General features: G+C 69.4%; 17 protein-coding genes and 7 pseudogenes. 13 read left to right on the top strand and 11 right to left on the bottom strand.

Annotated features, from left to right (window positions below; genetic code table 11):
- Nucleotides 1-82: 82 nt before the first annotated feature.
- The 4 genes from AC4OXY_RS02420 to AC4OXY_RS02405 are packed head-to-tail and all read left to right on the top strand — an operon-like array spanning nucleotide 83 to nucleotide 5,542.
- Nucleotides 83-1,402, top strand: coding sequence for an ABC transporter substrate-binding protein (locus AC4OXY_RS02420; RefSeq protein WP_491993011.1), 1,320 nt, complete (start codon nucleotides 83-85; stop codon nucleotides 1,400-1,402).
- A gap of 11 nt (nucleotides 1,403-1,413) precedes the next feature.
- Entirely contained in the window at nucleotides 1,414-2,352 is a 939-nt protein-coding gene (locus AC4OXY_RS02415; RefSeq protein WP_491993010.1) for a carbohydrate ABC transporter permease, read from the top strand.
- On the top strand, nucleotides 2,349-3,167 hold the full coding sequence (locus AC4OXY_RS02410; RefSeq protein WP_356025026.1) for a carbohydrate ABC transporter permease: 819 nt from the start codon (nucleotides 2,349-2,351) through the stop codon (nucleotides 3,165-3,167). The genes AC4OXY_RS02415 and AC4OXY_RS02410 overlap by 4 nt, the downstream gene beginning before the upstream one ends.
- Nucleotides 3,168-3,175: 8 nt before the next feature.
- Complete coding sequence (locus AC4OXY_RS02405) at nucleotides 3,176-5,542, top strand: beta-xylosidase/alpha-l-arabinosidase (RefSeq protein ID WP_491994770.1); 2,367 nt, start codon at nucleotides 3,176-3,178, stop codon at nucleotides 5,540-5,542.
- 294 nt (nucleotides 5,543-5,836) lie between these two features.
- Here AC4OXY_RS02405 and AC4OXY_RS02400 read toward each other — a convergent pair.
- Nucleotides 5,837-5,983, bottom strand: a pseudogene (locus tag AC4OXY_RS02400) (alpha/beta fold hydrolase); the annotation flags it as partial.
- On the opposite strand from AC4OXY_RS02400, the pseudogene AC4OXY_RS02395 reads away from it, so the two are divergent.
- Together AC4OXY_RS02395 and AC4OXY_RS02390 are read left to right on the top strand one after the other, a co-directional pair.
- Nucleotides 5,945-6,159, top strand: a pseudogene (locus tag AC4OXY_RS02395) (winged helix-turn-helix transcriptional regulator); the annotation flags it as partial. The pseudogenes AC4OXY_RS02400 and AC4OXY_RS02395 sit on opposite strands and share 39 nt — an antisense overlap.
- Before the next feature lie 163 nt (nucleotides 6,160-6,322).
- A pseudogene (locus tag AC4OXY_RS02390) lies at nucleotides 6,323-6,496 on the top strand (transposase); the annotation flags it as partial.
- A 424-nt stretch (nucleotides 6,497-6,920) separates the two neighbouring features.
- Here the strand turns inward: AC4OXY_RS02390 and AC4OXY_RS02385 are convergent.
- From AC4OXY_RS02385 to AC4OXY_RS02370, 4 genes are all read right to left on the bottom strand, one after another.
- Entirely contained in the window at nucleotides 6,921-7,313 is a 393-nt protein-coding gene (locus tag AC4OXY_RS02385) for a nuclear transport factor 2 family protein (protein ID WP_402066372.1), read from the bottom strand.
- A gap of 41 nt (nucleotides 7,314-7,354) precedes the next feature.
- Complete coding sequence (locus tag AC4OXY_RS02380; protein WP_356025019.1) at nucleotides 7,355-8,206, bottom strand: alpha/beta fold hydrolase; 852 nt, start codon at nucleotides 8,204-8,206, stop codon at nucleotides 7,355-7,357.
- A gap of 70 nt (nucleotides 8,207-8,276) precedes the next feature.
- The gene (locus AC4OXY_RS02375) at nucleotides 8,277-8,768 is read right to left on the bottom strand and encodes a winged helix-turn-helix transcriptional regulator (protein ID WP_402066374.1); all 492 of its coding nucleotides are present in this window, start codon (nucleotides 8,766-8,768) and stop codon (nucleotides 8,277-8,279) included.
- Nucleotides 8,769-8,925: 157 nt separating this feature from the next.
- Entirely contained in the window at nucleotides 8,926-9,111 is a 186-nt protein-coding gene (locus AC4OXY_RS02370; protein ID WP_362823296.1) for a hypothetical protein, read from the bottom strand.
- Between the two features lie 128 nt (nucleotides 9,112-9,239).
- Here AC4OXY_RS02370 and AC4OXY_RS02365 point away from each other — a divergent pair, with 128 nt between their 5' ends.
- Nucleotides 9,240-9,437, top strand: a complete 198-nt coding sequence (locus tag AC4OXY_RS02365) for a hypothetical protein (protein ID WP_362823295.1) — start codon at nucleotides 9,240-9,242, stop codon at nucleotides 9,435-9,437.
- 44 nt (nucleotides 9,438-9,481) lie between these two features.
- A complete protein-coding gene (locus AC4OXY_RS02360) occupies nucleotides 9,482-9,973 on the top strand; it encodes a hypothetical protein (protein WP_491993009.1) in 492 nt (163 codons plus the stop codon).
- Here AC4OXY_RS02360 and AC4OXY_RS02355 read toward each other — a convergent pair.
- The gene (locus tag AC4OXY_RS02355; RefSeq protein ID WP_491993008.1) at nucleotides 9,940-10,368 is read right to left on the bottom strand and encodes a hypothetical protein; all 429 of its coding nucleotides are present in this window, start codon (nucleotides 10,366-10,368) and stop codon (nucleotides 9,940-9,942) included. The genes AC4OXY_RS02360 and AC4OXY_RS02355 overlap by 34 nt on opposite strands.
- Nucleotides 10,278-10,895: a transposase gene (locus AC4OXY_RS02350; RefSeq protein ID WP_491994769.1), complete on the bottom strand. Its 618-nt coding sequence runs from the start codon at nucleotides 10,893-10,895 to the stop codon at nucleotides 10,278-10,280. The genes AC4OXY_RS02355 and AC4OXY_RS02350 overlap by 91 nt, the downstream gene beginning before the upstream one ends.
- 694 nt (nucleotides 10,896-11,589) lie before the next feature.
- Here AC4OXY_RS02350 and AC4OXY_RS02345 point away from each other — a divergent pair.
- Nucleotides 11,590-12,330, top strand: a complete 741-nt coding sequence (locus AC4OXY_RS02345; RefSeq protein ID WP_491993007.1) for an SDR family oxidoreductase — start codon at nucleotides 11,590-11,592, stop codon at nucleotides 12,328-12,330.
- Between the two features lie 47 nt (nucleotides 12,331-12,377).
- The gene (locus AC4OXY_RS02340) at nucleotides 12,378-13,337 is read left to right on the top strand and encodes an RNA polymerase subunit sigma-70 (RefSeq protein ID WP_356025006.1); all 960 of its coding nucleotides are present in this window, start codon (nucleotides 12,378-12,380) and stop codon (nucleotides 13,335-13,337) included.
- 395 nt (nucleotides 13,338-13,732) lie between these two features.
- Here AC4OXY_RS02340 and AC4OXY_RS02335 read toward each other — a convergent pair whose 3' ends face one another.
- Nucleotides 13,733-13,963, bottom strand: coding sequence for a hypothetical protein (locus tag AC4OXY_RS02335; RefSeq protein WP_491993006.1), 231 nt, complete (start codon nucleotides 13,961-13,963; stop codon nucleotides 13,733-13,735).
- A gap of 39 nt (nucleotides 13,964-14,002) precedes the next feature.
- On the opposite strand from AC4OXY_RS02335, the pseudogene AC4OXY_RS02330 reads away from it, so the two are divergent.
- Nucleotides 14,003-14,578 (top strand): annotated as a pseudogene (locus AC4OXY_RS02330) (CatB-related O-acetyltransferase); the annotation flags it as partial.
- A 141-nt stretch (nucleotides 14,579-14,719) separates the two neighbouring features.
- Here AC4OXY_RS02330 and AC4OXY_RS02325 read toward each other — a convergent pair.
- Nucleotides 14,720-14,989, bottom strand: a complete 270-nt coding sequence (locus AC4OXY_RS02325) for a replication-relaxation family protein (RefSeq protein ID WP_491994768.1) — start codon at nucleotides 14,987-14,989, stop codon at nucleotides 14,720-14,722.
- Between the two features lie 753 nt (nucleotides 14,990-15,742).
- Here AC4OXY_RS02325 and AC4OXY_RS02320 point away from each other — a divergent pair.
- Both AC4OXY_RS02320 and AC4OXY_RS02315 read left to right on the top strand, forming a co-directional pair.
- Nucleotides 15,743-16,261, top strand: a complete 519-nt coding sequence (locus AC4OXY_RS02320; RefSeq protein WP_491993005.1) for a hypothetical protein — start codon at nucleotides 15,743-15,745, stop codon at nucleotides 16,259-16,261.
- 80 nt (nucleotides 16,262-16,341) lie between these two features.
- Nucleotides 16,342-16,506 (top strand): annotated as a pseudogene (locus tag AC4OXY_RS02315) (IS701 family transposase); the annotation flags it as partial.
- On the opposite strand, the pseudogene AC4OXY_RS02310 reads toward AC4OXY_RS02315, so the two are convergent.
- Both AC4OXY_RS02310 and AC4OXY_RS02305 read right to left on the bottom strand, forming a co-directional pair.
- Nucleotides 16,497-16,811 (bottom strand): annotated as a pseudogene (locus tag AC4OXY_RS02310) (PAS sensor protein); the annotation flags it as partial. The pseudogenes AC4OXY_RS02315 and AC4OXY_RS02310 overlap by 10 nt on opposite strands.
- A gap of 259 nt (nucleotides 16,812-17,070) precedes the next feature.
- Nucleotides 17,071-19,185 (bottom strand): annotated as a pseudogene (locus tag AC4OXY_RS02305) (glycoside hydrolase family 3 N-terminal domain-containing protein); the annotation flags it as partial.
- Nucleotides 19,186-19,585 lie beyond the last annotated feature (400 nt).

The following is a 19,585-nucleotide window of genomic DNA, read 5'->3' as shown; positions in this document are numbered from 1 at the left end:
CCTTGACGGTGTCCGAGGTTACGCCTAGGTTTCCCGCATCGTTCGACAATCTCTTCGAAACTATCGACGGAGTCGTCAAGCCATGAATTACTTCTCTGCGAGACTTCGCAGCGGTGCGTCCCGCAACAGATTCGCCGCGGTCGCGGCAACGACCGGGCTGGTGCTCGGTCTGACCGCCGCGTGCGGGTCCAGTGGCGGTCCCAACTCCGGGACGATCCACGTCCTCGTATACGGGGACGCCGCGAACAAGGTCGAGAAGCAGATCGTCGATACGTTCAACAAGACCTCGAAGGTCAAGGCGGTGCTGGACACCATCCCCGGCGCCGACTACCAGTCGAAGCTCAACACGATCATCAACACCCCGCAGGCCCCGGACGTCTTCTTCAACTGGGGCGGCGGCAGCATCGCGCCGTTCGTCAAGAAGAACCTCCTGCTCCCCCTGGACGACATGATCGCCAAGGACCCGGGGCTCAAGTCCAACTTCCTTCCCTCGGTGTTCAACACCGCGGTGATCGACGGCAAGTCCTACGGTGTCCCGATGCGCGGCACGCAGCCGGTGCTGCTCTTCAACAACAAGAAGGTCCTGGCGAGCGCCGGCCTGAGCGTCCCGAAGGCCTGGGACGACCTGATCAACGACGTCAAGGTGCTCAAGGGCAAGGGGATCACGCCGATCGCGCTCGGCGGCGGCGACCAGTGGCCCACCCTCATGTGGTTCGAGTACGTTTTCGACAGGCTCGCCGGGCCGGACCTGTTCCGGAAGGCGCTCGCCGGTGACAAGACCGCGTGGGCCAGTCCGGACAGCCAGAGGGCCCTGGGCATGCTGAAGCAGCTGACCGATGCCGGTGCCTTCGGCAGCAACTTCGATTCGGTGAAGTTCACCGACGGCGGTTCCCCGGCGCTGCTGGCCAAGGGCAAGGCTGCCTTCGAGCTGATGGGCTCGTGGGAGTACTCCACCCAGCAGTCCGGCAACCCCGACTTCGCCAAGAACGACCTCGGCTACAGCGCCTTCCCGTCCGTCCAGGGCGGCAAGGGCGACCCGAAGGACGTCGTCGGCAACACGAACAACTTCTACTCCGTGCTGAAGAAGACCAAGCACCCCGACGCCGTGGCGGCGTTCCTCAAGCTCATGTACTCCGACGAGTTCGTGAAGGCTCAACTCGGCATCGGCAACCTGCCGACCACCACCAACACCGCCAACTTCCTGTCCACCTCGGCCAGCCCGGACTACTCGCAGTTCCAGTTCAACCTGGTCAAGCAGGCGCCCTCGTTCCAGCTGTCCTGGGACCAGGCCTACCCGCCGGCGGCGACCACGACCATCCACACGGCCGTCCAGGAGTTCTTCGACGGCAAGACCGACGCCAACGGCTTCATCCAGCAGATGCAGTCGCTGTCCACCTCCTGAGTAGGGACATCATGAGCGCCCTCTCCTTCACTGCAGTGCTCGGCCGCCGTCGCTTCAAGGCGCGCCGGGCCGGCGTCGGGGTGACCCGCCCGGGCTTCGTCTGGGCGGTACCCGCGACCGTCTTCTTCCTGCTGTTCGCCATCCTCCCGCTGGTGCTGGTCGCGGTGCTGTCCTTCACCAGCTGGGACGGCATCACCTCACCGCACTTCAACGGGACGGCGAACTGGACCAAGCTGATCCATGACCCGGTGATGACCCAGAGCATCTGGCTCACCCTCGTGCTCACCGTGCTCGGAGTCGTCACCCAGACGCCCATCAGCATCCTGCTGGGCGTCTGGGCGGCCGGACCCCAGCGCAACCGGGCCGTGCTGTCGGCGATCTTCTTCGTCCCCCTGCTGCTCTCCGCGACCGCGGTCTCGGTGCTGTGGCGCGCCCTGCTCGACCCCAACTTCGGCCTCCCGGGACAGCTGCCCTGGCTGTTCGGCAACGGCAACCTGCTCGGCAGCCAAGCAGGCTCGATCGCAGTGCTGACCTTCGTGGGGATGTGGCAGTTCACGCCCCTGCACGCGCTGCTCTACCAGGGCGGCGCCCGCGCCATCCCCCAGGTGCTCTACCAGGCCGCGTCGATCGACGGCGCCGGCACGGTGCGGCAGTTCTTCCACATCACCCTGCCGCAGCTGCGCAACACCATGATCACCTCGATGATCCTCATGGTCGTCGGCGGCCTGACCACCTTCGACACGGTGCTGATCCTCACCCAGGGCGGACCCGGCACGGACACCACGGTCAGCGCCTACTACATGTACGAGCAGAGCTTCAAGAACTTCGACTTCGGCGCCGGCTCGGCCATCGCGCTGGTCCTGGTCGTCGTCGCCACCCTCATCTCCCTGGCCGTGGTACGGCTCTCCGGCTACGACAAGATGCGCGGCACGGCGGAGGGGATCTCATGAGGCAGCGGCCCAACTACCTGGCCGGGTTCGGCTCCCTGATCTGGCTCTTCCTGATCGGCCTGCCGCTCTACCTGCTGCTGACCGCGACCCTGCGCACCACCTCCGACTACTCCACCCAGGGCCCACTGACCTGGCCGTCGCATCTGACGTTCAGCAACTACCGGAACGCCTTCTCCAACGGCTTCGGCCAGGACTTCCTCAACACGCTGATCGCCACCGTCAGCGTCGTCGGCATCGTGTTGCTGGTGGTCCCCCCGCTCGCCTACGCCATCGTGCGGGCCAGGGGCCGGACCATCGGCGTCGTGTTCCGGGTGTTCCTGCTGGGACTCGCGATCCCTGCGCAGGCGGTGATCGTGCCGATGTTCTACGTGATCAACCAGGCCGGGCTCTACGACCACCTGATCGGCGTCATCCTGCCGACCGCCGCGTTCTCGATGCCCGTGTGCACCCTGGTGCTGACCGGGGCGATGCGCGACATCAGCCCCGAGCTGTACGAGGCGATGGCGATGGACGGGGCCGCCCCATGGCGGGTCTTCCTGCAGCTGGTGCTGCCGCTGTCGAAGGGCGGGCTCTCCTCCATCGTCGTCTTCTCGGCCCTCCAGGCCTGGAACGGCTTCCTCTTCCCGCTCATCCTCACCCAGTCGGACTCGACCAAGGTGATCACCCTCGGTCTGTACAACTTCCAGACCGAACACGGCGTCGACGTCCCCGGGCTGCTCGCCGCCGTGGTCCTGTCCATGCTCCCCATCTTCGTCGTCTACCTGTTCGCCCGCCGCGCCCTGGTCCAGGGCCTCATGGGGGTCGGAGGAAAGTGACCGGCAACATGAACCCCGCCCTCACCACCGAGCTCGACAACGCCGTCTGGCAGGACGCCTCCCTCGATCCCGAGACCAGGGCCGACGCCCTCATCGCGGCGATGACCCTGCGGGAGAAGACAGCCCAGCTCGTCGGCGTCTGGGTGGGCGCCTCCGACGAGGGCGACGAAGTCGCCCCGCACCAGCACGAGATGGAAGAACCGCCCGACCTCGACGAGCTGCTGCCACACGGCCTGGGCCAGCTCACCCGGCCCTTCGGCACCCTGCCCGTCGACGCCGCCGTCGGAGCGCTCTCACTCGCCCGCACCCAGCAGCGGATCACCGCCGCCAACCGGTTCGGCATACCCGCGATCGCCCACGAGGAGTGCCTGGCCGGCTTCGCCGCCTGGGGCGCGACCGCCTATCCCGTCCCGCTGTCCTGGGGGGCGGCCTTCAACCCCGAGCTCGTGCGTGCCATGGCCGCCGCCATCGGCGCCGACATGCGCTCCGTCGGCGTCCACCAGGGCCTCGCCCCCGTGCTCGACGTGGTGCGCGACGCCCGCTGGGGACGCGTCGAGGAGACCATCGGCGAGGACCCCTACCTGGTCGGCACCCTCGCCACCGCCTACGTGCAGGGCCTGGAATCCGCCGGGATCGTCGCCACCCTCAAGCACTTCGCCGGCTACTCCGCCTCGCGGGCCGGACGCAACCTCGCCCCCGTCGCCATGGGCCCGCGGGAGCGCGCCGACGTCATCCTGCCGCCGTTCGAGATGGCGGTCCGCGAGGGCCGGCCCCGCTCGGTCATGCACGCCTACACCGACACCGACGGCATCCCCTCCGCCGCCGACCCGGAACTGCTCACCGGTCTGCTCCGGGACACCTGGGGCTTCGACGGCACCGTCGTCGCGGACTACTTCGGCATCGCCTTCCTCAAGCTCCTGCACGGCGTCGCGGGGAGCTGGGCCGAGGCCGCGGGTCTGGCCCTCGCCGGCGGCGTCGACGTCGAGCTGCCGACCGTCAAGACCTTCGGCCGGCCGCTGCTCGACGCGATCGAGGCCGGGTCCGTTCCCGAGGAGCTGATCGACCGTGCACTGCGCCGGATCCTCGTTCAGAAGGCACAACTCGGCCTGCTCGACCCCGACTGGAGCCCGGTCCCGCAGGCGCTCGCCGACGCGGACCTCGACGCGCCGGAGGCGCTGCGCGGCAGCGTGGACCTGGACCGCCCCGAGAACCGGCGCCTCGCCCGGGAACTGGCGGAACAGGCCGTCGTGCTGCTGCGCAACGACGGCACGCTGCCGCTCGGCCGCCCCCGCCGGATCGCGCTGATCGGCCCCAACGCAGACACCCCGACGGCAGTGCTGGGCTGCTACTCCTTCCCCGTCCACGTCGGCTCGCAGCACCCCGAGGTCCCGGTCGGCATCGAACTGCCCACGCTTCGGGAGACGTTGGCGGCAGAGTTCCCCGACGCCGCGATCGTGTCCGCTCTCGGGGCGACGGTCGACGGTGACAGCACGGAGGGCTTCGCCGAGGCGATCGCCGCGGCGCGCATGGCCGATGTCGTGGTGCTGGCCCTGGGCGACCGGGCGGGCCTGTTCGGCCGCGGGACCAGTGGTGAGGGCTGCGACACCGAGTCACTGCAACTGCCTGGCGTACAGCAGGAGTTGCTCGACGCACTGCTGGACGCGGGCACACCGGTGGTGCTGGTCATGCTGGCGGGCCGCCCGTACGCGCTGGGGCGCGCCCAGGGCGAGGCGGCGGCGATCGTGCAGTCCTTCTTCCCCGGGGAGGCCGGTACCGAGGCCATCGCCGGTGTGCTCAGCGGCCGGGTGAATCCCTCCGGACGGCTGCCCGTGAGCGTGCCGCGCCACAAGGGTGTCCAGCCTTCCACCTACCTGGCCGCCCGGCTGGCTCAGGACAGCGACGTGTCCAGCACCAGCACCAGCCCGGCCTACGGGTTCGGACACGGGCTCGGCTACACCGACTTCGAGTGGTCCGCGCTCGATGTCACCGTCGCGGAGACCGGCACCGACGGCAGTTTCCGGTTCGCCTTCGAGGTCCGCAACACCGGCGAGCGCCCCGGCTGCGAGGTGGTGCAGTTCTACCTGCACGACCCGGTGGCCTCCGTCGTCCAGCCGGTGCAGCGCCTCGTCGGCTACCGGCGCCTCCCGCTCGACGCCGGGGAAAGATTCCGGGTCCTGGTGGAACTGCCGGCGGATCTGGCCTCCTTCACCGGGCGCGACGGCCGGCGCATCGTCGAACCCGGCGAGCTGGAGCTGCGGATCTCCGCCAGCAGCACCGACCACCGCATCACGGTCCCGCTGCGCCTGACCGGCCCGGTCCGCGAGGTCGACCACACCCGCCGCCTGCACCCCGTCATCACCGTCGAGCGCCGCTGACGCCGAGGAGACGGAGGCACGTGCACACCGACCTGCCCGAGGCCGAACCGCGGCGTCACCGCAGCAGCCGGACCGAACGCCGCTTCTGGTTGCAGACGCTCACTTGCTGCGGATGACCCACGCCCGGGGTCGGCCTTCCGATCCCGGGCGTGCAGCTGTCCGAGGGCTCACGCGGGCAGCTCCGCGGTGCCCGCTTCCTCGGGGCCATGTGAGTCAGATCGGTCAATCTGGGACGACACCTGACACCGATAGTCGCCATACGAACACATTGCATCCAGGGGAATTGATGAGTTCCGCCCGGAATGATGCAAGGTCCGGGGCGATGATTCGGTACCGCTCGGCCGATCGGCCCATGATGCCGCTCCAGAGTTGCCAGGTGTGCGGGAAGCCGTTCAGCAGGAGATCCGCAGGTCCGTCCCGGGCGATCTGTTCGATCCCCATTGCCCGACGCGGCAGTTGCTGGACCGCATCGGTACGAAGTGGACGTCCATGGCCGTCAGGACGCTCGCCCATGCCGCACCGGACGAGGTGCGCTTCGCGGAGCTGAGACGCCGGATGCCCGGTGCGTCTCGCCGAAGATGCTGTCCGTGACCCTGCGAAGCCTGACCCGCCACGGGTCTTGTACCGACTCACCGGACTCGTGCTGTCCCCGCAAGCCGCGCTTGCGGAGCTCCCGGGCGGAGGAGCACATGGTTCAGTACTGGTGGCTGGGGCACTCGACGTAGCCGGTGTCGCCGCCCTGTTGCTTCGTCAGGTCGACGCCGGAGGAGGACTTCGCCGCTGCTGCCCAAGGCCGAGCGTCGGACCAGGCACCCGGGACGCAAGCGGCATCCGGACCGGCTGGTGTTCCAAGGCAGCCTGTTCGTCCTGCACGCCGGGATCCCCAGGGAGCATCTGCCGCAGGAACTCGGCTTCGGCTCGGGCATGACCTGCTGGCGCCGCCCGGCCGAATGGAGGACGGGATACGAAGTCCTGATCACCGACGCCACCGGCATCCCGCCCGCCGCCACGCTGACCGGCGGCAACCACAGCGATGTCACCCAGCTCAGATGCCGCCACATGGTCTGGGATCTCGGCGTGAAGCCGCTGATCCCCCGCGGGGCACCCAGTACGGCTCCGGGTCTGGGCACCCAACGCTGGGTCGTGGAGCGGGCGTTCGCCCACCGGCACTGGTTCCGCTGCCTGCGGAGCCGCTGGGAGATCCCCCCCATGCGCCGACGGTGTCGACGAGCGCCAGCAAGGTCCGGCCCAGAGCGGTGAGTTGGTACTCGACCCGTGAGCCGTCGTAGAGCTGGAAGACTCCTACCCGATCGTCAGGACGGTGCGTCAACTGCGGGGCCGGCCCCGCGAGGGCCGCCGGCTCGATCCTCCGCGCGTCTCACATGACGGCATCGGTGTGGAGCGGGCCGGCGGTGATGTGGATGGTGCGGATCCTTCCGCTGTCGTCAAGGCGGTACAGGTGCATGAACGGAGCCCGTACGGTGGTGTCCGGGTCGGTCTTCTTCGCCATGGTGGCCTCCCCGCGCAGGAACAGGACCCCGTCGGGAGTGTCCCAGCACTCCAGGACGGTGTGAGCGATGTGCAGCGGCTCATCGATCTTGACGAAGAACGCTTTGATGGCCTCGGCACCTACCACGTGGGCGGTGCCGAAGAACATCTCGGTGTCGTCGGTCGTCCGGGCAAAACCCTCGCCGAAATCGAGGGTGTCGATCTCGCGCATGAGCTGTCCGACCCAACTCGGCACAGGAACGGGAGTGGCACGGTGCGTCATCGTCCTTCTCCTTCCTCTGATCCTCCGGCGTCGCCGTCAGGTCAGGCGATGGGACTGGCTGCGAGGAAGGCGTCGATCGCCGCGTTGACCTCGTCCGGGTTCTCCCGCGCGGCCAGGTGGCCGGTGCGCAGCAGGACGCGGAAGGTGCTGCCCTTGATGACGTCGGCCATTCTCCGGACGGCGTGCACGGGGAACTGGCTGTCCTCCTCACCGGCGATGACCAGGACAGGGATGCCGACGGGAATGGTCGCCAGCAGCCGGTGCTCGTCCCTGCGCCCGATGAGGATGCTGCGAAGCGCCCAGGCCACAGACTTGGGGTCGTTGTCCAGCACGACGTCGATGTACTCCAGGAAATCGGGGTTCTCGGCCTCTGCGGTCGGTCCGGCGAACGCCGAGCGCGCGGCCCTGGCGGCCAGTCGCGGCATTCGCGCGTGCACCGCGAGACAGGCGGCCAGTCCGGTCGCCCACACGCTCTCGAACGTCGTGGGCAGCGAGGCCGTGCAGTTGATGCCGACGGCGGCGGCGGTGCGCTCCGGGTGGTACGCGGGGAACACCCCGGCCAGCATGCCGCCCCAGCTGTTGCCCACCAGCACACACCTGTCGATGCCGAGCGCGTCCAGGACCTCGACCAGCGCGTCGGCGCATTCCTTGAGGTCGATGATCCGCCGTAGCGCGTCGGACCTGCCGTGTCCGGGGCTGTCGACGAGCACCACGCGGTGCGTGGGGGCGAAGTGCTCGTACTGGAAGCGCCACATGGTGCCGTCCATCATCAGGCTCGGCCAGAAGACCATGGCCGGGCCGTCCGTCCGACCGCCCACCCGCACGTTCATCAAGCCGAGGGATGTCGGTATCAGCTTCTCGGTGACGTCGTTGAGCCAGTCCGTCCGTGACATGGTCACTCCTCACCCGAGGTTCGAGTAGAGCCGGTACTGGTAGCGTACTGCAAGTAGTAGTAAATGATGACTACTTGAGACCGGTTTCCCCTGCCACCTCCTCTGCGCTCACTCCCGCCTTCGCCGGGAGCGGATGCAAATCGGCCGCTTCGATGGGCTGGTGACAATGACTACAGGCGAGATAGGGCTCAGTCTCGTATCCGCAGGAGGTGTGCAGCAGGGGCCGTGCCGGCAACGCCTCGCCGTCGGCATGGCTCTCCGCCCAGCGGGTGACCGCCACGATGGCAGGCACCACCAACTCCCGCGCACCCTCGGTCAGCCGGTACTCGTACCAGGGCTTGTCCTCCCGATACGCGTGCTTCTCCAGCAGGCCCAACTCGGTGAGGTGGTTCAGCCGCGCCGTGAGCATCGTCGCCGAGATGCCCAGCCCGCGCTTGAGTTCGCCGAACCGGTGGATGCCGAAGAAGACCTCACGCAGGATCTGGTAGTTCCAGCGTTCCGAGACCGCCGCCAGGAACGCTTGCCCATGCTGGAAGACGACCGGCCGTGCTTTCTCCGCCACAGGGACTCCTCCTGGTATGGATCCAAAACTAGTATCAACATGATACTGAGGCGTCCCTCGGAGTAGGCCCATGGACTCGGCGACGCCCAGCCCGACCATCGCCAGCAGTGAAGTCGCCGTGAAGTACGCGACCTCAGGAGTCCGCCTACCGCACGGGCTACCGCACCGCGGGCGGGGAGGCGAACTGATCCCGCACCGCACGGACGACGGCCGCCATCGCCGCCGTCGGCCGCCCCGGCAGCCGGGCCGGATGCAGCCGGCGGACGTCTGAGGGCGAGCCCTCCACCCGCAACAGGATCACCCCGGGCGGCAGCACCGGTCCCGACCCGACCACCCTGTCCAAGGCATACTCCGAGGCGGGCTACTTCGAGCGGAACGTCCGCACGATCGAGGTCCTGGTCGACCGGGACACGGTCGCCTCCGCCGCCGCGGGCGGTGAGCCCTGGCAAAGGCAACTTGCAGAAAGTGGCCGTGTCCATCCCGCTGACCGACGACGAACAGGCAGCCATCGAGGACGGCCAGGCAGCCCTGGACCGGCTACTCGACCGCCTCGCCGACACACCCACTCCGGCCGGCCCGACACCACGCGAACTGGACGTGCCGGAGACGGCCCGCCTTCTGCCGCCCGGCGACGTCCGACAGGGCGGGATGGGTTGCGCATCGCGCTGATATCGGAGTGCGCACGGGCGGGGGAGAGTGTCACAGTCACTGCCGTGACCTTGATGAACGTGCTCGTCGACTTCGCCCGAATCGGCCGGATCGGGCCGCTTCACTGCGGAATGCCCCTGACCGAGGCCGAGGATCTCCTCGGTCACGGGCGCCCCCACCCCGCCATCCTCATGAAGGGCCCCGACATCGACGGCTATCCCTATGCGTGGGGAGGCCTTCGACTGCTCGTCACCCAGAGGGCCGTCAGCGGCATCTGGATCAACCTCTGGCCCGGATCAACGGCGAGTCTCCCGCCGCTCGTCCTGCCTGATTCCGAGTCGTTCGAGGCCACTGTGCTCTGCGAGGAACTGATCACGGCCCTCGACACCGCAGGCTGCCACAACGAGGTCAACCCCGTCCTCACCTTCGGCGAGCAGTCGAGCATCCTCACCCGGCCCGCCGAGGTCTGCGCTGTCTTCAGCCTGCCCGGCCGGGACCACCATGTTCGGCACCGCGATCGGCACTACCTCGACGTGATGCACAAGCACACGGCTTGACATGGCTGGTTCCACAGAATGATGCGGTCGACGTGGCCTTCGACGACGCCGGAGCTCCGGGGCAGGGGCAGGCCAGCGGTGACGGCGGCGAGGTCTCGTTCGAGGCTGTTGGCGAAGGCGTGGAGGCTGGGCAGGTCGTCGGCGCGGACCGCTTTGATCCACTGCGGAAGCCGGTCGCCTTCGAGGTGGGTGAGCATCCTCCCGAATGCGCGGACGTGGGCGGTGAGGGCTGCCAGTTCAGGGCAGTGCGCGAGGACGTATTTCATCTTGAGTCGCTCGCTCTCCGGCAGGGTGCCGGGGTGGGTCAGGATCCACCCGGCGACGGTCCGGGGCGAGGGCGGGCGGGCCGCCGGTGCGTTCGGGATTGTGCGGAACGGACGGAGGTAGGCGCACACGGCTCCGTAGCCGCCGCGGTAGCCATGCGTCTTGGTCTCCTCGCCCAGAGAGTCCAGGCGTTCGTGCAGCTCTCAGCCCACCGCTCGCGCAAGTACGGCTTGAAGTCGTCGAGCTTGGTCCTGCGGCCCCGCCACTGCCCATGGAACAGGTCTTCCGGGGCCGCGGCGTCCGCCAGCCGTTGGACGGTGCGGTAGGTCATTCCGAGTTGACGTTGGATCGCGCGTCGGCTGTGTCCGGCGGCCGGCAGCGCGCGGACAGTGGCGCGCTTCACGCGCGTGCGGTCGGCGAACCGGTGCCCGGTGGGCCATGGCGACCTGCTGGCGGGCGGTGCAGGAGTCTCAGCCCGAGGAGCCGGATCGGCGAAGGTCGCGCGCAGACACGGGCGGTGGCGGGAGACGCATCCCTCGCCTGCTTCGCCGAGGTTGCGCCACAGATGGAACCGGTCCGCGACCTGGCCGGCGGTGGGCGCCCCGATGCTGGCGCCCTCAGCGAAGAACGGGGCCCGGTCGCGGCAGACGACCTCGATCCCCGGGTGTTCGGCCAGCCAGGCCGCGAGAGTGCTCGCCTCGCGATCCGGAGTAGGTCCACCGGTCTGCGGGTCTCGATGTCGACCAGCACGGTTTTGTAGACACGTCCTTTGCCCATCGCATACTCATCGACGCCGACCACTCGCGGGATCCGCGACTGGAGTTCTGGGACAGCGTCGACCAGCCGCGGGACCGTGTTCCGGCTGACCCGCACCCCGAATATGTCGGCAAGCCGGGTGCCGGCGCGACCAGCCAACGCGAGGCCGACCTCGGCCGGCGTCGACCGCAGTCGTTCGGTCCGCCGGCTGTACCGGCGGGTCAGGCCCGCGACCTGCTCGACGAACGTCCGCTGCCCGCAGGAGACTTCCTCGCACCTGAACCACCGGACACGCAGACGCAGCACCACCCGTCGTCCCGCACAGCAGGGACGTCGGCGCCCTGCACATGGGCAACCTCGATGAACCCGCATCCCGCAGCACGTTGCGAGCCTCAGGGACGCCTTCACCTGCGTGCCACCCTCCAGGCCCGCAGCCATGTCACCGGCGTCCGGGCCGTTCGGGGTATCCGGTTCGAGGGCGGTGCGGGAAGTGTGCCGTACGGGTCGTCTCAAGATTCCCCCGCTGGGGCGACGGTTTTCTGTCCTCCCGCTGGTCTTTATTGGCGACCGAACCCGACCAGCATGTGGAGCCTCCGATGTCAGATCACCTCCAGACCGCCGTCGTCACCGGTGCGAGCCGCGGCTTCGGGCGCGCGATCGCCGCTGCGCTCGTGGCCCGTGGCACCCGTGTCATGGGTATCGCCCGCAACGAACAGGAGCTGGGCGCCGTACGCGACGAGCTCGGTTCGGCGTTCACGCCCCTCGTAGCCGATGCCACCGCCGAAGCCCTCGCCGAGGAGGTGATCCGTACCCACCGGCCCGGTCTGCTCGTACTCAACGCCGGGGCAACGCCCCACATGGCGCCCGTGCATGAGCAGAGCTGGGAGACCTTCAGCCGCAATTGGGAGGTCGACACGCGGCACGTCTTCACCTGGACGGGGGCTGCCCTGCGAGCGCCGCTGGCTCCGGGCAGCGTCGTGATCTCGATGTCCAGCGGAGCCGCGCTGGGCGGCTCCCCGCTCAGCGGCGGATACGCCAGCGCCAAGGCCGCCATCCGGTACCTGCGCCAGTACGGCGCCGAGGAGTCGCAGCGGGCCGGGCTGGGCATCCGGTTCATCACGCTCCTGCCGGACATGACTCCGGTCGGCGGGGTGGGCGATGCCGGGGTCACGGGCTACGCCGCGCGTACAGGCGTCGACCGGGAGACCTTCATCGAAGGGCGGCAGCCAATCCTCACCCTGGAACAGATCGGCACGGCCGTGGTGGAGCTCGCCGGGGCCCCGGACAGCGGCCCGGAGTACCGGGTCCGCGGCGCCGGGCTGAATCCGATCGACTGATCCACCGCTTACGGTGGCCCCCGCCGCTACTGCGAGGAGAACCCACGATGCCGTCGAACCCCGAGTTCACCGCTCTGGCCGAGCAGTTCCGGCCGGAACTGCTCGCGCACTGCTACCGGCTGCTCGGCTCGGTCCACGACGCCGAAGACCTGGTCCAGGAGACCTATTTGCGGGCGTGGCGCGCGTTCAACGGCTTCGAAGGCCGTTCCTCGGTGCGGCGGTGGCTGTACAAGATCGCCACCATGGCCTGCCTGACGGCCTTGGAAACGCGGTCCCGGCGGCCTCTGCCATCGGGACTGGGCGCGCCGTCGGACGATCACCGTGTGGCGGTGGCTCCTCGCGAGCCCACAGTGCCCTGGCTCCAGCCGGCGCCGGACACACGGTTCGGCGCCGGTGACCCCGCGGCGATCGTGGCCACGCGGACGGGAGTACGCCTCGCATTCATCGCCGCACTCCAGCTCCTGTCCGCCCGCCAGCGCGCCGTGCTGACGTTGCGTGACGTGCTCGGGTTCCGGACGGCCGAGGTGGCCGAGATGCTGGGCACGACGACTGCTGCCGTGGACAGCGCGCTCCGCCGCGCCCGGGCCCGCCTGGCCGATGCCGGACCGGTCGCCGACGACCTGGCCGAGCCGGACGAGGAGACCCAGCGCGTCCTCCTCGACGACTATGTCGACGCCTTCACCCGCGCCGACCCCGACGCGCTGGTGCATCTGCTGCGCGTCGACGTCGAGCTGGAGATGCCCCCGACCCCGACCTGGTTCACCGGCCGCCAGGCCGTCATCGGCTTCCTGTCCGCCCGCGTCCTGCGCCCGGGCCGGTGGCGGATGACCCCCACCCGCGCCAATGGTCAGCCGGCCCTCGTCGTCCACACACACGCGGGCGGCGGGCGGTATGAGCCCTACGGCATCCAGGTCCTGACCCTGCGCGCCGACCACATCGCCCGGATCACCGCCTTCAACGACCCGTCCCTGGTCGCGGCCTTCGCCGACTGCCTCGAAACGAACTGACGCGCGCCTGTGGGTTCCCAGAACCCGCGGCGGCGTTCGCCCCGCTGTGTCGACCGCGTTGTGCAGGGCTTCGGCGATGGCGCGTGCCTGTGTGGTCATTCCCTGTACCTCGGCCGCGGCGAGGTGGCCCGTTGCGGTGGCGGCGAGCAGTGCGAGCACGTGATCGTCGCCCGCCGCCAGCTGTCGGGCTTGCGCCCACTCTGTACAGCACTTGTCCGCCTCGGCCCCTTTGTCCGCGTACTCCTCCGGTACGGCGACCCGGCGGTCGATTCCCTGCCTGATCGTGTCGAGGTGGGCTCGGCGTGTGCCGGGGGGCTTGTGGAACGGGGGAGTGTCGGCCTGCTGGGGGAGTTCGCCGGTGGGGCGGTTTTCTCGGTGAGCTTGCGGGCGATCGCTCAGACTAGCGGCGAGGGGAGGGCCAGGTCGTTCTGCTGGCGGTCGATCAGGTCCTTCTCGTGTACGGCGGTGCCCCAGGACGGTGTCGGCGGCTTTCTGGGCGCGGCCGGCAGCTCTGCAGTATCGGCGTCCAGTTCGGACGGCAGGATGAAGTGGTCCTCGGCCCGAAGCAGTTGACGGTGATCCGCAGCCCGTCCCTGCGTGTCGAGCATGCGCGGGAGCACGGTCATCAGCCCGAACGGGAAGGGGAGAAGCCCGGTGACCAGCAGGTGAAGTCGCCGCTGATCGAGGTCGGTGACTTCTCCTACCACGACGATCCGGACGACCCGACCGCGTTCGAGACGCGCAACGTCCTGTACCACTACGGTCCCGAGCGGCTCGTCATCGGCAAGTACTGCGCACTGGGGACGGGCACCCGGTTCATCATGAACGGCGCCAACCACCGCATGGACGGACCTTCCACCTTCCCGTTCCCCACCATGGGGGGCTCCTGGGCGGAGCACTTCGACCTGATCACCGACCTGCCCTGCCGGGGCGACACGGTCGTCGGCAACGACGTGTGGTTCGGCCACGGCGCCACGGTCATGCCCGGTGTACGCATCGGTCACGGCGCGATCATCGCCGCCGGCGCCGTGGTCACCGGCGACGTCCCCGACTACGGCATCGTCGGCGGCAACCCCGCCCGGCTCATCCGCACCCGCTACGACGCCGCGGACATCGCCCGGCTCCTCGCCGTGGCGTGGTGGGACTGGCCCGTGCAGCACATCACCAGGCATGTACGGACGATCATGTCGGGGACCGTCGCCGACCTGGAGGAGGCCGCCGCGCAGATCGACCAGCCCTGACACCACGGTCCTCGGCACCGGCGGGTCCGGTGCTGTCCGGGTGGGGATCCAGTCCAGCGGCCGTCACAGATCGCCATGGCAGCGGGCGTTTTTGAGGAAGGCGGCTGCGGTCTCGGCCACGGTCAGCGTGTGGCCCGGCCTTCAGCAGCACGGCGGTCGGGTCGGACACGGTCCTGGAGGGCCGGTGCCCGCGCATCTCCAGCCGCTTACAGGCGAGTTGCAGGCTGTTCGGGTGGGGAACCACACCCGGGTCTGACCGGCCCGCGGCAGGATGATGCGGTCGACCAGCCCCTCGGCATGCAGCCTGGCCAACTTGCGCCGGGCCTGCCCGATACGCACCGAGAGGGCGATCACCCGGTGCATCTGCTCGGTGGTGGCCATCCGGCACTGTGTCAGCACGCCCAGCGCCATCCGGTCCGCGCTGCCCACGTCCCCGCCGATCATCACGGATCTGCTCGCTTCCCGTCCGGTGCGGCGCCGTCCTGCCCGACCCCGCCCGGTCACTGCAGCAGCCGGTCCCGACGAGAGCACCGACCATGAAAGCCGACCACGGTCACGAAGCGACAACGCCTCCGTGGACCAGACCCACATCCCCGCCGACACCCCGACCGACAGCTCGGCCGACAACCGTCCGCACCCACTTCCGTATCCGCCCGCAAACCCGCAGGTCACCAGGCTGGCCCTGCGATGGTCGGGAGGCCGACGTCCCTGCTGCGCCCCCGAGTCCACGCCTCACAGCAGGAAGAAGGAAGTGGGTGGGTGGGACAGGTCCCGGGCGGCGGGCGAGGGTTCGGGCGCCGCTGGAGTTCCGCGCGCGTCGGCGGGGCCGTGCGCGTCGGCGGACGGACAGACCGTCCGGCGGCCCCCGGCTGACATCACGGGACCCCGGGTCGTCGCGGCAGCCCTGAGCCACTCCCAACTCGCTACACTGCGCGCCATCGTGTCGCGGCGTTTCGGTGCTGGTGGGGAGCGGCTGTGCTTGGTGGACCTACGGGGGAAGAAGGAACCGTGCGGCGTGCCGTTGCTCTGACGCTCTGTTCGGGGATGTTGGCTGCCACTGCGGCGTGCGCCGGATCCTCGCCGGGGAACTCGGCGGCGCCGCGGAGTCCGTCTGTCGGCGCCACGTCGGTGTCCTCGGCCGGCAGCAGGAGCCCAAGCGGCAGGGTGCCCGCCTCCTGCCCGAATGGCGTGCAGGGCCAGAGCGCGGCCTCACCCGCTGCGGGCAGTGGCACTTCTGCCGACACCGTGCAGGCACAGGCACTTGCGCAGGCCGTCGGCGATGAGGAGTTCAATTCCGAGTATTCGGATATTTTCGGCACGGTGATCGACGGCTACACCCATGGTCGGGTGGCGCTGTGTGTCACGGACGTGGCACGCGGGAGGCTGCTCGCGCAGGCGGCCAAGCGCGCCCACCCGACCGTCGACCTCAATCGGCTCGACATCTTTCCTTGCCGCTACTCCGAGCGGACGCTACACGCGGCCGTTCGCGGCCTCATGGCGCACGACGGTCCGACGATTGCAGGGTTCCCCGTCTACCAGATCGGTCCGGCCACGGACGATTCCGGCATCGAATTGCGGACCAGCCAGGCAGGAAGCGCCTCAGCGGCCTTGCGCCGCTACCTCACCTCGCAGCTGGGCGGCATCGCCTTCACCATCGTGAAGGGTGAGCAGGCGGCCGGATGAGGTGGACCTCGACATGGCTGCCGGCCTTAGTACTCCAGTCAGAAATCGTGTCCTGAGCTGCATCTTCTCGTTGTCCGGTCATGGAGGGGACCGCTGAAGTCGAGGGCTGGGCTGCGGAGTTGGAGTCCGTCTTCGCCCGGGTGGCAGGCCGGTTCGGTCGTGCGGATCTGCGGTGGCGGATGCGGGACTACCTCCGCGGCCTGCTGGCGCCGGTGGGCCGCAAGAACGGCTGGCAACTGGCCGAGGAGTGCAGGCCGTGACCGACGACATCGCCGACGACGAGGGCGCCGTGGGCGCCGGACAGCGGAATGACGTCGAACCAGTCACCGCCCACTTCCACGCCGGTCCCGCCGGGCAGGTGGCGGGATGCCACCTCGACCGCCTCCTGGTTCGGCAGCCCCTGCGGCAGCGGGCCGCGTTGCAGGGTCAGCGCGGTCGTGCGCTCGCGCGAGTACCGGCGGGCGTTGTCGATGGCGACGGCTGCCTTGGGGGTCAGCTCTTCGGCGAGGATCAGGTCGTCGGCGGTGAAGGCCTCGGGCCGGTCGAGGCGGGGCGCCCCGGACGGTAGCGTGGTCCCGGCCGGTACGGCCTGGAGCGTCCACGCCACTGCAGCGTGGTCCGCGGCGGAGGAGCGGCGACGTCACGCCACCGCGGCACCGGAAACAGACCGACAAATCGACAACGAGCCCGGCGCCGGTCTCCGGCACACTCTGCCAGGCCTCGTCGCGGGCCCCCTTTCCGAAGTCACAGGCGCGGAACAGCAGCTCGCCTTTCCGGCCGGTCACGGGGCGACGGCGTCCCTCCGACATCTTCGTGCGGTCCACGATCTCCGTGTCGCTCGGGTCATCGAAGTCCGTCGCGTCCAGGCCTCCCGCCATGACCGGCCGGGGGACGGACGGCTCGCCGTCGAGGTGGACGGTCCGGGTCAGGCGGATGTCCTCGCTGGACGTTCCGACGAGGATCTCGTAGGGGCCCGGTGCCACCCGCCGGCGTCGCTGCGCCGCGTCCCAGAAGGCGAAGGCCGACATCGGCACCCGGAAGGCGATCTCCGTGACCTCCCCGGGCGCGAGCGTCACACGCTGGTGCGCGGTCAGATCCCTGCGAGGCCGTGACACCGACAGTTCCATGGCCCGGGTGTAGAGCTGGGCGACCTCGTCCACGGTGACGTCACCGGTGTTGCCGACCGTGAAGGACAGCTGCAGTGTCCCGTCCTCGACGCGAGTCGTGAGGCCTTCGTAGGAGAAGGACGCGCACGACAGGCCGTGGCCGAACGGGAGGAGTGGCGTGCCTTCGCGGCCGTTGATGTGCGGATCGTTACCCGCGAGCACCAGGACCACGTCCGCCTGCGAGGCGACCCTGCTCACCGCGTCCTCGCCGCGTTCGACGACGACCTCGAAGATCTCACCGTTCCCGTCGGCAACCTTGAGGCCGTCGGCGGCGACAGAGACGTGGTGACCCGTTCCGACGTACCGAAGGAGGTGCCCGTTCTCGTGCCGTTCCAGGCGGAACGTCTCCTGGACGACCCAGCCGCCGGACTGGTCGGCGGAGGCGCGGAAACGGCCGTCCTCGGCCACCGAGAGACAGCGGCTGTCGGGGGAGCGCAGGGTCAGCACGCCCTCGCCCGAGTCGACGAGCGCGAACTCCGTGCCGGTCGCGTCGGTGGTGAGCGAGGGCAGGTCCGTACGGACCGCGAGCAGGGCGGGGTCGAGGGCGCCCTCGGCGCCGCGCGCCTCGTCGGCGGCGTCCGCCTCGGGGACGTGCAGGCAGGTTCCGGCCGAGGTCTTCAGCAGGATCCGGTCGACGCCCTCCGCGAACTCCACACGTTCCGCGCCGAACCGCTCGTACAGGCCCTCCAGCAGGGGCGAGCGGTGGATGAGCATGCTGCTGTACCAGTCGCGCTTGCACTCGTCCGCGAGCAGGCCGACCACGGCGAGCCGGGTGTCGGGCGCGAGCGGCAGCAGGCCGGGGCTGTTCCCGAGCAGGACGACCGCCTGCTCGGCGGCCTCCTGGGCGAGGGCGCGGTGGGCCGGGGTGTCGAAGTCCCTGGTGATCGCGTGCGGGTCGTACTCCGGGTCGAACTCGCCGAGCCTGAAGCGGACCGAGAGCTGGCGCCGTACCGCCGGGTCGATGTCCGACTCGGTCCGGCCTTGTTCCAGGGCTCCCCGGACCCGTGCGGTGATCTTCGAGACGTTCGTGCCGTGGTCGGTGAAGCTGTCGGCGCCGGCCAGCAGCACGGCCGTCGCCTCCTCGTGGGTGCCGAGGGAGTGCTCGGAGTCGACCGGGTCGGAGGGCGCGCCCGCGTCCGAGCAGACGAGGAGGTCCTCATCCGTCCAGGTGCGCAGGTGCTCGCGCCGGTACGGGGAGACGTGGTTGGGGCGGGCGTTGACCAGGTTGTACGCCGGCATCACGCCTGTCGCCGCGCCCGCCTCGACCGTCCCGCGGAAGGCGCGCAGGTCGTACTCGTGGAGCACGCGCGGACGGACCGAGGAGGACGTGACGTCACGGCCCGTCTGGTTGTTGCGGGCCAGCCAGTGCTTGAGGGCGGGCGCGGTGCGCCGCTACGTCGGGTGGTCGCCGCGCAGGCCACGGGTGTACGCGGTGGCGATGGCCGAAGTGAGCTTCGGTTCCTCGGAGTAGCTCTCCTCGTTTCGGCCCCACAGGGGGTGGCGCAGGAGGTTGGCCGTGGGGGACCAGACGTTCAGGCCCACGCGGTCGTCGCGGGCGCGCATCGCGGGTCTCCTCGGAGACGGTCTCGCCGAGCCGTCGTACGAGATCGGTGTTCAAGGCTGCGCCGAGGCCGACGGCCTGCGGGAAGACGGTGGCCGGGCCCATCCAGGCCACGTCGTGCAGAGCCTCTTGACAGTGCGGAACGCGGCGATGCCGAGGCGCTCCACGGTCGGCGCGAACTGGTGCAGGAATCCCATCTTTTCGTCGAGCGTGAGCTACGGCAGAAGGTCGTCGATGCGCTTCGCGACGGGCAGCTGCGGATCGCGGAAAGGTGGTGGCGTGTGCGGGGTGTGTACGGACATGTGGGGTTACCTCAAGACGGCACTGGCAGGCTATTCGAAGCGCTTCGATGCTCTTCAGGCATGGGATGGGTGTCAAGAGATCAGCATCAACGCATCATGCAGGACATACGCAGGGTGCCTTCCAGAACCTCGGATGAATCTTGGAGCCGACCCTTGTGCGGGCATGTGAGTTCACTTAACCTCGCAGCAACATCGAAGCGCTTCGACTGTAAAACACGTCGCAGTAATGGGACGTCTGCTTTCAGCTCAGCCAGTTCCAGTCACGACACCGCAGCCGACGGCCCACCGCCGGGTG

The sequence above is a fragment of the Streptomyces sp. HUAS MG56 genome (genome assembly GCF_058673395.1).
The sequence above is the reverse complement of the archived record's forward strand: the minus strand, read 5'-3'. Positions and strand labels throughout refer to the sequence as shown.

Coding starts and splice junctions, on each gene's coding strand:
- AC4OXY_RS02345 (WP_491993007.1), top strand. CDS start 11,590: ATGTCAGATCACCTCCAGACCGCCGTCGTCACCGGTGCGAGCCGCGGC.
- AC4OXY_RS02325 (WP_491994768.1), bottom strand. CDS start 14,989: ATGGCGCTGGGCGTGCTGACACAGTGCCGGATGGCCACCACCGAGCAG.
- AC4OXY_RS02410 (WP_356025026.1), top strand. CDS start 2,349: ATGAGGCAGCGGCCCAACTACCTGGCCGGGTTCGGCTCCCTGATCTGG.
- AC4OXY_RS02420 (WP_491993011.1), top strand. CDS start 83: ATGAATTACTTCTCTGCGAGACTTCGCAGCGGTGCGTCCCGCAACAGA.
- AC4OXY_RS02385 (WP_402066372.1), bottom strand. CDS start 7,313: ATGACGCACCGTGCCACTCCCGTTCCTGTGCCGAGTTGGGTCGGACAG.
- AC4OXY_RS02340 (WP_356025006.1), top strand. CDS start 12,378: ATGCCGTCGAACCCCGAGTTCACCGCTCTGGCCGAGCAGTTCCGGCCG.
- AC4OXY_RS02380 (WP_356025019.1), bottom strand. CDS start 8,206: ATGTCACGGACGGACTGGCTCAACGACGTCACCGAGAAGCTGATACCG.
- AC4OXY_RS02405 (WP_491994770.1), top strand. CDS start 3,176: ATGAACCCCGCCCTCACCACCGAGCTCGACAACGCCGTCTGGCAGGAC.
- AC4OXY_RS02335 (WP_491993006.1), bottom strand. CDS start 13,963: ATGACCGTGCTCCCGCGCATGCTCGACACGCAGGGACGGGCTGCGGAT.
- AC4OXY_RS02415 (WP_491993010.1), top strand. CDS start 1,414: ATGAGCGCCCTCTCCTTCACTGCAGTGCTCGGCCGCCGTCGCTTCAAG.